Source organism: Streptomyces sp. NPDC045846 (assembly GCF_056431605.1).
In genome coordinates, this window is the sequence record NZ_JBWKKJ010000014.1 from 203,989 (window position 1) to 217,834 (window position 13,846).

The 13,846-nt window shown below is 72.7% G+C and carries 13 protein-coding genes; 11 read left to right on the forward strand and 2 right to left on the reverse strand.

All coding sequences use genetic code 11. The features are described 5' to 3' along the window. Positions 1–22: 22 nt before the first annotated feature. The 4 genes from AC07F3_RS33480 (at position 23) to ilvD (ending at position 4,783) form a co-directional block, all read left to right on the forward strand. Positions 23–955 (forward strand): Ppx/GppA family phosphatase, encoded by a 933-nt coding sequence (locus AC07F3_RS33480; protein ID WP_479118291.1) that lies wholly within the window; start codon positions 23–25, stop codon positions 953–955. A gap of 92 nt (positions 956–1,047) precedes the next feature. Beyond that, positions 1,048–1,869, forward strand: coding sequence for a sugar phosphate isomerase/epimerase family protein (locus AC07F3_RS33485; protein ID WP_261714238.1), 822 nt, complete (start codon positions 1,048–1,050; stop codon positions 1,867–1,869). Further along, positions 1,866–2,477, forward strand: a complete 612-nt coding sequence (locus tag AC07F3_RS33490) for a TetR/AcrR family transcriptional regulator (protein WP_479118292.1) — start codon at positions 1,866–1,868, stop codon at positions 2,475–2,477. Before AC07F3_RS33485 ends, AC07F3_RS33490 begins: the two co-directional genes overlap by 4 nt. Before the next feature lie 455 nt (positions 2,478–2,932). After that, positions 2,933–4,783 carry a dihydroxy-acid dehydratase gene (gene ilvD / locus AC07F3_RS33495; protein WP_479118293.1) on the forward strand — a complete coding sequence of 617 codons (1,851 nt, stop codon included), beginning with the start codon at positions 2,933–2,935 and terminating at the stop codon, positions 4,781–4,783. A gap of 198 nt (positions 4,784–4,981) precedes the next feature. Here ilvD and AC07F3_RS33500 read toward each other — a convergent pair whose 3' ends face one another. Then, positions 4,982–7,222 carry a protein kinase domain-containing protein gene (locus AC07F3_RS33500; RefSeq protein WP_479118294.1) on the reverse strand — a complete coding sequence of 747 codons (2,241 nt, stop codon included), beginning with the start codon at positions 7,220–7,222 and terminating at the stop codon, positions 4,982–4,984. A 126-nt stretch (positions 7,223–7,348) separates the two neighbouring features. Between AC07F3_RS33500 and AC07F3_RS33505 the strand changes: the two genes are divergently transcribed. The 7 genes from AC07F3_RS33505 (at position 7,349) to proC (ending at position 12,810) form a co-directional block, all read left to right on the forward strand. Beyond that, positions 7,349–7,630 carry a peptidase gene (locus AC07F3_RS33505; RefSeq protein WP_479118295.1) on the forward strand — a complete coding sequence of 94 codons (282 nt, stop codon included), beginning with the start codon at positions 7,349–7,351 and terminating at the stop codon, positions 7,628–7,630. Positions 7,631–7,664: 34 nt separating this feature from the next. Beyond that, the gene (locus AC07F3_RS33510; RefSeq protein WP_479118297.1) at positions 7,665–8,234 is read left to right on the forward strand and encodes a TetR/AcrR family transcriptional regulator; all 570 of its coding nucleotides are present in this window, start codon (positions 7,665–7,667) and stop codon (positions 8,232–8,234) included. Between the two features lie 33 nt (positions 8,235–8,267). Next, entirely contained in the window at positions 8,268–8,798 is a 531-nt protein-coding gene (locus tag AC07F3_RS33515) for a hypothetical protein (RefSeq protein ID WP_479118299.1), read from the forward strand. 136 nt (positions 8,799–8,934) lie between these two features. After that, entirely contained in the window at positions 8,935–9,732 is a 798-nt protein-coding gene (locus AC07F3_RS33520) for a class I SAM-dependent methyltransferase (RefSeq protein WP_479118300.1), read from the forward strand. Positions 9,733–10,038: 306 nt separating this feature from the next. Next, entirely contained in the window at positions 10,039–10,851 is an 813-nt protein-coding gene (locus tag AC07F3_RS33525) for an ABC transporter ATP-binding protein (protein WP_479118301.1), read from the forward strand. 313 nt (positions 10,852–11,164) lie between these two features. After that, positions 11,165–11,902, forward strand: a complete 738-nt coding sequence (locus AC07F3_RS33530; RefSeq protein ID WP_479118302.1) for an ABC transporter permease — start codon at positions 11,165–11,167, stop codon at positions 11,900–11,902. A gap of 98 nt (positions 11,903–12,000) precedes the next feature. Further along, positions 12,001–12,810: a pyrroline-5-carboxylate reductase gene (gene proC / locus AC07F3_RS33535; RefSeq protein WP_479118303.1), complete on the forward strand. Its 810-nt coding sequence runs from the start codon at positions 12,001–12,003 to the stop codon at positions 12,808–12,810. Positions 12,811–12,814: 4 nt separating this feature from the next. Here the strand turns inward: proC and AC07F3_RS33540 are convergent, their stop codons facing one another. Further along, positions 12,815–13,309 carry a hypothetical protein gene (locus AC07F3_RS33540; protein ID WP_479118304.1) on the reverse strand — a complete coding sequence of 165 codons (495 nt, stop codon included), beginning with the start codon at positions 13,307–13,309 and terminating at the stop codon, positions 12,815–12,817. Positions 13,310–13,846 lie beyond the last annotated feature (537 nt).

Genomic DNA, 13,846 nt, shown 5'->3' on the forward strand with positions numbered 1-13,846 from the left:
GACGCGCAGTAGCGTTCAGTCCATGAGACTCGGAGTCCTCGATGTGGGGTCGAACACGGTTCATCTGCTGGTGGTGGACGCGCACGCCGGCGCGGCGCCGCTGCCCGCGCACTCGCACAAGGCCGAGCTGCGGCTCGCCGAACTCCTCGACGGGGACGGTGCGATCGGACCGGAAGGCGTCGACCGCCTCGTCGCCACGATCAGCGGAGCGCTGCTCTCGGCCGAGGACAAGGGTGTCCAGGAACTGCTCCCCTTCGCGACCTCCGCGGTGCGCGAGGCCAGCAACGTGGACGAGGTGATCGCCCGGGTCCGCGCCGAGACCGGGGCGGATCTGGCGGTGCTCTCCGGCGAGGAGGAGGCCCGTCTCACCTTTCTCGCGGCGCGCCGCTGGTACGGCTGGTCGGCCGGGAAGCTGCTCCTGCTCGACATCGGCGGGGGCTCGCTCGAAGTCGCGTACGGCATCGACGAGGAGCCGGACGCGGCGGTCTCGCTGCCGCTCGGCGCCGGGCGGCTGACCGCGGGCTGGCTGCCGGGCGACCCGCCGGACCCGTCCGACGTGCGGGCCCTGCGCCGTCATGTGCGGGCCCAAATCGCGGGCACGGTGGGGGAGTTCACCCGCTCGGGGCGGCCCGACCACGTGGTCGCCACGTCGAAGACGTTCAAGCAGCTTGCGCGGATCGCGGGGGCCGCACGGTCGAGCGAGGGCGCCTACGTCCAGCGCACTCTGAGTCGTAAATCACTGGAGGAGTGGGTCCCCAAGCTCGCCGCCATGACGACCGAGCAGCGCACCTCGCTGCCCGGAGTGTCCGTCGGGCGGGCCCCGCAGCTGCTCGCCGGGGCGCTCGTGGCGGAGGGGGCGATGGACCTGTTCGCGGTCGATGAGCTGGAGGTCTGCCCCTGGGCGCTGCGCGAGGGCGTGATCCTGCGCCACCTCGACCACCTGCCCGTGGGCTGACGCGCGGGCGAGCGGCCACCGGCGAGTGTGACGTTCGTCGGGCTCACCGGACCGCCTCCCCCCTCGGCGGTGGCGGCCCGTACCCTGTCTCCGTGGCAGAACCAGTGGTGCGCATCCCGGATGCGAAGGTCGCCCTGTCCACGGCCTCGGTCTACCCGGAGTCGACGGCGACGGCCTTCGAGATCGCCGCGCGCCTGGGCTACGACGGCGTCGAGGTCATGGTCTGGACCGACCCCGTGAGCCAGGACATCGAAGCCCTGCGGCGGCTCTCCGACTATCACCAGGTGCCGATCCTGGCCGTCCACGCCCCGTGTCTGCTGATCACGCAGCGGGTCTGGTCCACCGATCCCTGGGTGAAGCTGCAGCGCGCGCGGGCGGCGGCGGAGAAGCTCGGCGCGTCCGCGGTGGTGGTCCACCCGCCCTTCCGCTGGCAGCGTCAGTACTCCCGCGACTTCGTCAGCGGGATCTGGCGGATGGCCGACGAGACGGACGTCAGATTCGCCGTCGAGAACATGTACCCGTGGCGCTACCGCGACCGCGAGATGCTGGCCTACGCCCCCGACTGGGACGTCACGAAGGACGACTACCGCCACTTCACGGTGGACCTGTCGCACGCCGCGACCTCGCGTACGGACGCGATGGCCATGGTCGACCGGATGGGCGACCGGCTCGCCCACGTGCACCTCGCGGACGGGCGCGGCTCGGCGAAGGACGAACACCTGGTGCCGGGCCGCGGCACCCAGCCCTGTGCGGAACTCCTGGAGCGCCTCGCGCTCACCGGCTTCGACGGCCACGTCGTCATCGAGGTCAACACCCGGCGGGCCATGTCCGCCGCCGAACGCGAGGCCGACCTCGCCGAGGCCCTCGCCTTCACCCGGCTGCACCTGGCGTCCGCGCCGGCCCGCCGCGCATGACGGACGCCGCACCGCGCCGACGGGGCCGCCCCCCTCGGGCCGCCGCCGAAGCGGGCCCGGGCACCCGCGAACGCATCCTGTCCGCCGCCCGTACGGAGTTCTCCGACCGGGGCTACGACAAGACGTCCATGCGGGGCATCGCCAAGGCGGCGGGGGTGGACGCGGCGCTCGTCCATCACTACTTCGGCACCAAGGACGAGGTGTTCGCGGCGGCCATCGAGGTCCACTTCGAACCGGCGCTGACGCTGCCCGCGGTGCTCGGCGACGACCTGGACGGCGTGGGCGAGCGGCTCGCCCGCTACTTCCTCTCCATCTGGGAGAACCCGGCGACCCGCACCCCGCTGATCGCCGTGATCCGCTCGGCCCTCACGCACGAGGCGGCGGCGAAGGTCCTGCGCGGGTTCGTCCTGCGGCGCCTGCTGGAGCGGGTGGCGGCCGATCTGAAGGTCCCCGACCCCCGCTTCCGCGCGGAGCTCGCGGCGTCGCACATGATGGGGATCGTGATCATGCGGTACGTGTTGGAGGTGGAGCCGCTCGCCTCCGTGCCGACGGAGGAGATCGTGACCATGGTCGCCCCAACCCTCCAGCGCTACCTGACCGAACCCTGACCGCAAAGGGCGCCAGTCCCCAGCCGCCGACCGGCCTGAGCACGCCCACGCCGACCAGCACGACCCTGCTAGGAGCGCGGGGAACGACCCGCGGACGAAGACGGGTTCAGGGGCGCGGGGAACGGCGCGAGAAGCGAGCACGGCCCGCGGACGAAGACGGGTTCAGGGGCGCGGGGAACTGCGCGAGAAGCGAGCACGGCGCGAGGCCGACATCGGGTTTAGGGGCGCGGGGAACGGCGCGAGCAAGCGGGCACGGTCCGCAGACGGAAGCGGGTTCAAGGGGCGCGGGGAACTGCGCGAAAGGCAAACGCACGGCCCCGAGGGGGTCACATCGCGAACCCCGGATCCCGCCATCCGGACACCCTGTCCAGATGGCGGAGTCGCGGCGTAGGCTCACACGCAGGCACACCCCCACGCCAAGAGGAGCAGGGGGTCCGACGAGGAGACGAGCGACGATGCCCGAGCTGAGGTCCCGCACAGTCACCCACGGCCGCAACATGGCGGGCGCCCGCGCCCTTATGCGGGCCTCCGGTGTAGCGAGCGAGGACATCGGCAAGCCGATCATCGCCGTGGCGAACAGCTTCACCGAGTTCGTTCCGGGCCACACCCACCTCGCCCCGGTCGGCCGCATCGTCAGCGAGGCGATCCTGGCCGCCGGAGCCGTCCCCCGCGAGTTCAACACGATCGCCGTGGACGACGGCATCGCGATGGGCCACGGCGGCATGCTCTACAGCCTGCCCTCCCGCGACCTCATCGCGGACAGCGTGGAGTACATGGTCGAGGCGCACTGCGCGGACGCCCTGATCTGCATCTCCAACTGCGACAAGATCACCCCCGGCATGCTGATGGCGGCGCTGCGCCTCAACATCCCGACCGTCTTCGTCTCCGGCGGCCCGATGGAGTCCGGCAAGGCGACTCTGGTCGACGGCACGGTCCGCACCCTCGACCTCGTCGACGCGATCTCGGACGCCGTCAACGACAAGATCTCCGACGCGGACATCCTCCGCATCGAGGAGAACGCCTGCCCCACCTGCGGCTCCTGTTCCGGCATGTTCACGGCCAACTCCATGAACTGCCTCACCGAGGCGATCGGCCTGAGCCTGCCCGGCAACGGCTCGGTCCTGGCGACCCACACCGCCCGCCGCGCCCTGTACGAGAACGCGGCCCGCACGGTCGTCGACATCACCAAGCGGTACTACGAGGAGGACGACGCCTCCGTCCTGCCCCGCTCCATCGCGACCCGCGCCGCGTTCGAGAACGCCATGGCGCTCGACATCGCGATGGGCGGCTCCACCAACACGATCCTGCACCTGCTCGCCGCCGCCCAGGAGGCCGAGCTCGACTACGGCCTCAGCGACATGGACGCCATCAGCCGCCGCGTCCCCTGCCTGGCCAAGGTCGCCCCGAACGTCGCCAAGAACCGTACGTACTACATGGAGGACGTGCACCGCGCCGGCGGCATCCCGGCGATCCTCGGCGAGCTGTACCGCGCGGGCCTGCTCAACGAGGACGTGCACACCGTCCACTCCCGCTCCATCAAGGAGTGGCTGGGCACCTGGGACGTGCGCGGAGGATCTCCCTCCGACGAATCGGTCGAGCTGTGGCACGCGGCCCCCGGCTGCGTCCGCTCGGCGACCGCGTTCTCGCAGTCCGAGCGCTGGGACACCCTCGACACGGACGCCGCCGAGGGCTGCATCCGCGACGCGGCGCACGCGTACAGCAAGGACGGCGGCCTCGCGGTCCTGCACGGCAACCTCGCCGAGGACGGCTGCGTCGTGAAGACGGCGGGCGTGGACGAGTCGATCTGGACCTTCGAGGGCCCGGCCGTGGTCTGCGAGTCGCAGGAAGAGGCCGTCGACAAGATCCTGCGCAAGGAGATCACGCACGGCGACGTCGTCGTGATCCGCTACGAGGGCCCCAAGGGCGGCCCCGGCATGCAGGAGATGCTGTACCCGACGTCCTTCCTCAAGGGCCGCGGTCTCGGCAAGACCTGCGCGCTGATCACCGACGGCCGCTTCTCCGGCGGCACGTCGGGCCTGTCCATCGGCCACGCCTCGCCCGAGGCGGCGTCCGGCGGCACCATCGCCCTGGTCGAGGACGGCGACCGCATCCGCATCGACATCCCCCACCGATCGATCGAACTCCTCGTCCCCGAGGCCGAGTTGGCGACCCGGCGCGAGGCGCTGGGCGGGGTCTACGCCCCGAGGAACCGCGAGCGCAAGGTCTCGGCCGCGCTGCGCGCCTACGCGGCGATGGCCACCAGCGCCGACCGCGGCGCGGTCCGCGACGTCTCGAAGCTGGGCTGACGCGGAGCGTCCCGGAAGAGGTGGCGGCGGCCGGTCCTCAAGCGGCCGTACGCCACCCACACGGCGAGGCGCGTCCTCAAGTGCCGGTGGCCGTCCGCACGGCGATGCGCATCCTCAACGCCGCTGGCCATCCGCACGGTGAGGTGACGGCGGTGCGTCCTCGACGGGCGCGGTACGTCACCGTCGCCGAGCGGACCCTCACCAGCTGGCGACGTCCGCCGGGTCCACCGCGAAGACCGACCCGTCGGGCGAGGCGGCGTACACCCGGCCCCCGGCGGCGAGCGGCGCCGGGAGCGCGGGCGTGAAGGTGTAACGCCCGTTGTTCATACGGGGGTTGGTCTGCCCGGTGAGTACGCCCCTGCGCGCGTCGAAGGCGAGCAGTCGGCCGTCGGCTCCGGTGAGGTACACCTGGCCGCCCGAGGCGACGGGCCGCGAGCCGCGGGCCACCCCCGTGTCCAGGCGCCACTTCTCACCGCCCTGCGCCGAGTCGACAGCGACCAGCGCCCCGCCCGCCCCGAAGAGGTAGACGCTGTCCCCGTCGATCCCGGCCTGCGCCTGGTCGAGCGGGGCGGTCAGGGTGGTCCGGCGGGCGGTGCGGGTCGCGGCGTCGAGCCGTACCACCGCCGAGGTGAACCCGGCGGCGTCGGTCGCGATCAGGAACACGGCCCCGGCACCGGCCGCGACCGGCCGCAGCCGCCCGTCGGCGCGGACCTGCCACCGCACGGCCCCGGTGCCCGGATCGACGGCGGACACGGAGGTCGAGCCGCCGTCGGCGGAGGGAGTGGCGACGTAGACCGGCCCCGCGCCGGTCGCCGATCCCTTGCCCTGGCCGGGCGCCGCCTCCCTGCCTTCGCCGGGCGCCGAACTCGTCCCCTCCGCGCGACCCGCCCCCTCCGCACCGGCCGGTACGACGCCGGACGGCACGACCCACTGAGACCGGGGCCCCCCGAGCGGCTTGCGCCAACTCTCCTTGCCAGTAGCGGAGTTGAGCCCCGTGACGTGCCCGTCCGCCGTGGTGAGCAGCACGACGGCGCCTGCGGGATGCACCCCGGAGTACGCCGATACGTCGGCGGACCACACCGGCTTCCCGGTGTCCGCGTCGTACGCCCGCAACGGCCCGCCCGGGGCCCGCACCAGGACCCGGTCGCCCGCCGTGACGGGGGCGAGGTCGTCCGAGAGCAGCTCCCCGCTCGCCCCGGGAACCGACCACACGGCCTTCCCGCCGGAGGGGTCGAGCCGGGCGACGGCGATCCCGGGCGCGGAGCAGTACAGCGCGCCGCCCGCATCGCCGAGCGAGCAGAACGCCGTACGGTTCCCGTCGCCCTTGGCCGCCAACTGGACGTTCCAGGGCCGGAATTGGGGCTCCGCGCGGTGTTCGGGGGCGGTGGCCACGGTCCCGGTGCCGTCGGGCAGCGCCTGGACGGCGGCCACCCCCGCGCCGACCACGCCCACCAGCGCGAGCGCCGCGACGACCCAGCGGACCCGGCGCCGCGCGGGCCTGCCCGCGCAGGCGGCACGGGAGGCGTCCTCCCCGACCCGCGCGCCCTCCTCGCGGGCGGGCGGGACGGGGTTGCGGAACCGCTGGGTGGGGGTGTGCGCCTCGGAGCCGTACGCCGCCGAGCGCAGCGCCGACATCAGCTCGTCCGGGGTGGGCCGGTCCCCGGGGTCCTTGGCGAGGCAGCGGCTCAGGACCGGCACCAGATCCTCCGGGATCCCGGTCAGGTCCGGCTCGTTGTGGACCACCTGGTAGGCGACGACGTAGGGCGAGTTCGAGTCGAAGGGCCCGCTGCCCGTCGCCGCGTGCACGAGCACCGCGCCCATCGCGAACACGTCCGCCGCGGGCCCGACCTCGCGCGGCCGCTGGAACTGCTCGGGCGCCATGAAGGGCGGCGTGCCGATCAGCTTGCCCGTCTCGGTCCGCAGATCGCTGTCGTACGGACGGGAGATCCCGAAGTCGATGACCTTGGGCCCGTCGGCGGCGAGCAGCACATTGCTCGGCTTGAGGTCGCGGTGCACCACCCCGGCCCGGTGGATGTCGCGCAGCGCCTCGGCGAGCCCGGCGCCGAGCCGGCGCACCTCAACGGCGGCCAACGGCCCGTCCCGCTTGACCCGTTCGGCGAGGGTGGGGCCGGGGATGTGCACGGTGGCCATCCAGGGCCGGTCGGCGTCCGGGTCGGCGTCGACGACGGAGGCGGTGAAGGCGCCGCTGACCCGCCGGGCCGCCGACACCTCCTGCCGGAATCGCGCCCGGAACTCCGGGTCGGCGGCATGCTCGGCGTGCACGACCTTCACGGCGAGCCGCATCCCCGAGGGGGACGTGGCCAGGTGCACCACACCCATGCCGCCCGAGCCCAGCACGGATTCGAGCCGGTACGCCCCGACGGATTCCGGATCCTCGGCGCCCTCCGCCCCGAATCCGATACTGCGCGGCGACGCCATGGCCCACCCCCGAGTGTCCGTTGTACGCGCGCGTCCGACGGAGCCTAGTCGATGGCACCTGCGGGTCCGATGGGGCTTGCTAGCCTGCGTGTTGCACGCAGAGTGAAGCCGACGGGGGAGATCGCCATGACAGCGTCCGCAGAGTCCGTGTCCGCGGGGACCCAGCGCTACCCGGTGGCACCCGGCTGCGAACTGAACGTCCGCAGCGGCCCCGGCACGGGCTACTCGATCGTCGACGTCCTGCCCGTGGGCGCGACGGTCCCGGTGAACTGCCAGACGCCGGGTACCCGCGTCTCGGGCCCCTACGGCACCTCGAACATCTGGGACAACATAGGCAACGGCCGCTTCGTGTCCGACGCGTATGTGAAGACGGGCAGCGACGGCTACGTGGCGCCGCGCTGCGGATAGCCGCACAACGTTCAGAGCTGAGGTGGGGCACGGCATGGGCGCAGCGCGTACACCGCCCGAGAAGTGGGTCGAGCAGGGCCTGCGGGCGCTGGCCGAGGGCGGGGTGGACGCCGTGCGCGTCGAGGCCCTGGCCAAGGCGCTCGGCGTGACCAAGGGCGGGTTCTACGGCTACTTCGCCGACCGCGACGCCCTGCTGGAGCGGATGCTGGAGACCTGGGAACGCGAGAGCGTGGACGACGTCCTCGACCGCGTCGAGCGCGAGGGCGGCGACGAGCGGACGAAGATCCGCCTGGCGGGCCAACTCACCCTGTCCGAGCGCCTGTTGCCCATCGACCTCGCGATCCGCGACTGGGCGCGCCGCGACGAGGCGGTCGCGGCCCGGCTGCGCCGCGTCGACAACCGGCGCATGGAGCTGCTCCGCGAGATGATCGGCTCCTTCTGCCCCGACCCGGACGAGGTCGAGGCCCGCGCCCTGCTCGCCTTCTGCGCGGCCATCGGCCACCACTTCCTGGCCGCCGACCACCGCGGCCGCCCCCGCACCGAGGTCCTGGCCCGCGCCGGGGACCTCCTGCTCGACATCCCCCACGCCGAGCCCGGCAGCTGACCCGGCCCGGCGCCGCCGGGGATAATCGAGCCCATGAGCGAGAACAAGGGCGAAAGCGCCGACGACGGCATCGGCGACGCCAAGGCGTCCGCCCCCGGCCCCCGGCCCGAGCCCATCCGTTTCTTCGGCACCACCTGGGTGGACCACGACCACGGGTACGGGCTGCGCCGGGCCGGTGCGGCGATCGGCTCGCTGGCCGCGGCGGTCGCGGGCTGCCTCGTCCTGCGCTTCGCGTACGAGGGCCTCCAGCTCTCGAACACCGGCACCTTCGTGAATGTGCTGGTCGTGGTGATGTTCGCGATCTGTAGCGCGCTGGCCTTCCGCAAGACCTGGGACGGCTTCTCGGCCCGCCCGGCCGACCCCGACGCGGACCGCTCGCTCCAGGGCCTCAAGGCCATCGGCTTCATCGGCTCGCTGCTCGCCTACTTCTTCCGTACGTTCACGGAGGCCCCCGGCGAAGCCCTGCACCGCAAGGAGTACGAGACCGCCCGCACCCAGTACGAACGCCGCCGGGGCACCCGCACGGGAAACCCCGCGGCGAAGAAGCGGCCGAAGCGGAAGTAGGCCGCGGGGGCGACCGGGGAGCGGGGCCGGAGCGGAAGTAGGCGGGGAGCGGGGCGGAGCGGAGGGCCGGGCGCGGAGCCTCCGGGAAACCACGGAAATCACTTCGGGCCCGCGTCCACCCGGGCAGACTCGGCCCATGGCACTCGACCTCTCCGCCCGGGCCCTGTCCTTCAACGCCGCCGCAGCCCAGTACGCGGCGAACCGCCCCTCGTACCCGCCGCTCCTCCTCGACACGGTGGAGGAACTCGCCGGTCGCCCGCTGAAGGACGCCCGGGTCGTGGACGTCGGGGCGGGCACCGGCATAGCGAGCAGGCTCCTGCACGCGCGCGGCGCGCGGGTCACCGCGGTGGAGCCGGGTGACGGCATGGCCGAGGAGTTCCGCAGGACCAACCCCGCCATCATGCTGGTGCGCGGCGACGGCAACCGCCTCCCGCTGGCCACCGCGTCGGCGGACTTCATCACGTACGCGCAGGCCTGGCACTGGACCGACCAGGCGAGGTCAGGCCCGGAGGCCCGCCGGGTCCTGCGCCACGGCGGCACGCTCGCCCTGTGGTGGAACTTCTCGGACCGCTCGGTCGCGTGGGTGGCCGCCCAGGACGCGCGGCTGTGGGAGTTCTTCCGGCCCGAGACCCGGGCGGCCGACCGCGAGGACGCTCTGCGGGGCGGCCACCCGCGCGCCGACGTCCCCGGCCTGGAGTTCACCGACCACCGCATCCCGCACACCCGTACCGTCCCCCTCGCCATGCACCTGGCGAACCTCGCGAGCCACTCCGCGTTCCTGGTCCTGGGCGAGGAGAAGTCGCGGGAGTTCCTGGCGAGGGAGCGCGACGTACTGAGCGAACTGTTCCCGGACGGCCAGGTGGAGGAGCGCTACGTGGTCCACCTGAAACTGGCGGTCAACGAACGGGGAACGGCCGAGACCCCGGCCACCTGAACCGCCCCGCCTTCCCCACCACGGCCCTGAGACGAGGGCCCGCCACAACCCGTCCCCGAGGGCGGCGAGGAACGACTCGGAGATGCCGCTCCTCGGCCTTGGTGACCACGTGATTCCGTGTGCTGCCGGGGTTCCAGGAACTCCGGGAATCCCGGGAGCCCGGCCCTGCGCCGAACCCCACGAAGCTTTCGACCGATTCCTCATGCCTCCGAGGTCCTGCGCCGCACCCGGGCGGGCCTTGGGGGACGACCCTGACGGCCCCCCGATCCTTGACGCCCGAACCACGACGGGCGCACTATTCATCACATGGTGAATTACGACCCGAACCCTCCGGGCACCCCCGCCTCCCCGGGGCGCGACACCGACACCCCCGCCGTGGCGGCCCGGGCCCTCACCGTCGTGCGGGGCGACCGCCGGGTCCTGAAGGGCCTGGACTTCACCGTCCCGCGCGGCCGCATCACCGGCCTCCTCGGACCCTCCGGCTGCGGAAAGTCGACCCTGATGCGCGCGATCGTGGGCACGCAGGCGAAGGTCATCGGCACCCTCGACGTCCTGGGCGCCCCCGCGGGCGCCCCGGCCCTGCGCGAACGCATCGGCTACGTCACCCAAGCACCGTCGGTCTACCAAGACTTGACGGTACGTCAGAATCTGGACTACTTCGCGGCCGTACTGCACCCGGGCCGCGCCCACCGCGCGGCCCGCGCCGAAGCGGTCGCCCGGGCCATCGGCGACGTCGACCTCACCCGCCACGCCGACGACCTGGCGGGCCGGCTCTCCGGCGGCCAGCTCAGCCGCGTCTCACTCGCGGTCGCCCTGCTCGGCACCCCGGAACTGCTGGTCCTGGACGAGCCGACCGTGGGCCTCGACCCCGTGCTCCGCCGCGACCTGTGGAACCTCTTCCACACCATCGCCACCGCCCGGGGAACCACCCTCCTGGTCTCCTCGCACGTCATGGACGAGGCCGAGCGCTGCCACCGCCTGCTCCTCCTGCGCGACGGCGAACTCCTGGCCGAGGACACCCCGGACGCCCTGCGCGCCCGTACCGGCACCAACACCGTCGAGGAGGCCTTCCTGCACCTGGTCGACGAGGCCACGTCCCGCCCCGAGCCGTCCCGATGACCCCGACCGCACCTGGCATCCCTGCGACGACCCAGTGCGGGAGGCCCGCTGATGAAGGCGTCCCTCCCGCACCTGAGCCGTCCCGATGACCGCGACCGCACCCGGCAGCCCTGTGACGGCCCCGCCCCTGGAGGCCCGCTGATGAAGGCGTCCCGCACCCGAGCCGTCCCGATGACCGCGACCGCCACTTGGCAGCCCTGTGACGGCCCCGCCCCTGGAGGCCCGCTGATGAAGGCGTTCCGCCCCGAGCCATCCCGATGACCCCGACCGCACCCGGCATCCCCGTGACAGCCCCCCACCCAGAGGCCCGCTCATGAACGCGTCCCGCACCCTCGCGACCGCCGCCCGCGTCCTGCGCCAGTTGCGCCACGACCCGCGCACCATCGCGCTGCTCCTGATCATCCCGTCGCTGATGATCATCCTGCTCCGGTACGTGTTCGACGGCAGCCCCGCCGTCTTCAACAGCATCGGCGCCTCGCTGCTCGGCATCTTCCCGCTGATCACGATGTTCCTGGTGTCCTCCATCGCCACCCTGCGTGAACGCACCTCCGGCACGCTGGAACGCCTGCTCGCCATGCCGCTCGGCAAGGGCGATTTGATCGGGGGCTATGCCCTGGCCTTCGGCGCCCTGGCCGTGCTCCAGTCGCTCATCGCGACGGGCATCTCCGTCTGGCTGCTCGACCTGAGCGTGGTCGGCTCCCCGTGGCTGCTCCTCCTGGTGGCCCTGCTCGACGCGCTGCTCGGCACCGCCCTCGGCCTGTTCGTCTCGGCCTTCGCCGCGTCGGAGTTCCAGGCCGTCCAGTTCATGCCCGCGGTGATCTTCCCCCAGCTCCTGCTGTGCGGCCTGTTCACCCCGCGCGACGCGATGCAGCCGGTCCTGCGCTGGATCTCGGACGCCCTGCCCATGTCGTACGCCGTCGACGCCATGACCCAGGTCCTCCACCACCCGCAGGCGACCGCCGCGTTCGCACGGGACACCGCCGTCGTGGCGGCGGTCGCGGTCCTGGTCCTCGCCCTGGGAGCGGCCACCCTGCCCCGCCGAACCCCCTAGCCGACCACCCCGTACCGCCCTTCGGACACCCCCTTCGGCCACCCGCCCCCGATGCGAGGATGACGTCACGAACGCCGCACCACCTGGAGGGTGACCGCATGACCCAGACCGTCGCAGTCCTCGGCACCGGCAAGATCGGCGAGGCCCTCCTCAGCGGAATGATCCGGGCCGGCTGGCACCCGGCCAACCTCCTCGTCACCGCCCGCCGCCCGGAGCGCGCCGCGGAACTGCACGCCCGCTACGGCGTGGACGCGGTCACCAACGCCGAGGCCGCCAAGCGCGCGGACACCCTGATCCTCGCGGTGAAGCCCCAGGACATGGGCAGCCTCCTGGACGAGCTGGCCCCGCACCTCACGAGCGACCGCCTTGTGGTCAGCGCGGCGGCGGGCATCCCCAGCGCCTTCATCGAGGGCCGCCTCGCCGCGGGCACGCCGGTCGTCCGCGTCATGCCGAACACGCCCGTCCTGGTCGACGAGGGCATGTCGGTGATCAGCGCCGGCAGCCACGCGACCCCGGCCCACCTCGCCCATACGGAGGAAATCTTCGGAGGCGTGGGCAAGACCCTGCGCGTACCGGAATCCCAGCAGGACGCGGCGACGGCCCTGTCCGGTTCGGGCCCGGCCTACTTCTACTACCTGGTCGAGGCGATGACCGACGCCGGAATCCTGCTCGGCCTGCCCCGCGCCCAGGCGTACGACCTGATCGTGCAGTCCGCGATCGGTGCCGCCGTGATGCTGCGCGACAGCGGCGAGCACCCGGTGAAGCTGCGCGAGGCGGTGATGTCCCCGGCGGGCACGACCATCAGCGCGATCCGCGAGCTGGAGAACCACGGCGTACGGGCCGCTCTGATCGCAGCGCTCGAAGCAGCCCGCGACCGCAGCCGCGAGCTGGCCTCCGGTAACGGCTGACCCGCTAGTTCTTGGTACGCGGCCGTCGCGTCACGGCGGCGGCCAGGCCCCCGCCAACCAGCGCCAGCGCGCCCCCGCCGACCAGACTCAGCACCCCGATCGGGGTGTGGGGAAGGGCCGTGCGCGCGGCCTGGAGCACGCTCTCGTCGGACGACCGGCCCCCGTCACCTGCCGAAGCCCGGCCCGCCCCGGCGGGGACGGCCGCTGTCGCGGCGCGCGGCCGGACCGCCCGCACGGCCCGCAGGTCCGCCGCGAGCCGGCACCCCTCCCGCAACTTGTGCTCCAGCCGGGCCACCTCGCCGGACGCGTCCGTGCCAAGGCACGCGCGCAGCCGCTCGATCTCGGCTCGGGTCTCCTCGTTCACGGCGTCGACGACCCGCAGCCGTATCCGTGCGACGTGCTCATCGCCGTCCGCCGCTCGGGCGGTACCGGGCGCGATGGCCAGGCCGAGTAGGAGGAGGGTCACGGCGGCGACGGCGATCCGAAGAAGAGACCTCATACCGCCAAGCTAGGACGCATCGCGGCCCGCCAGATCGGCCGTCCCGCCAGGCCTGTCTCGGCCGAAAGCACGAGGTCCGGGGGTGTGCGGGGCCGTCCGACGGGGCCCCGGCCGAGGGTTGACACGGCCATCGCCGGTACGTAGTGTTCTCCGAGTTGTCCGACGTGAGCGCCGACTCCGGTCGGTCCCCGGACAGCCATTCCGCATCAACCACTTCTTATGAACGACACCTCGTCGTCTCGTTTTTCGTGCGCTTTTGCGAAATGAGGAATCCGCGTTCGAGAACGCGCCCCGATTGGCGTCGGGGGCCAGGATTCCGCTAATGTCTCACCCGTCGGAACGGCCCAACAGCCGGGAAGACAAGCCGACTTGGCTCCGGGAGACCGGGAATCAGGTCCGAAAGGATCTGATAGAGTCGGAACCGCCGGAAAGGGAAACCCGAGAGGGAGAACCGGAAAGGCGCCGAGGAAATCGGACACGAAAGAGTCTGATAGAGTCGGAACACGAAATACCGAAGGGAAGCGCCCGGAGGAAAGC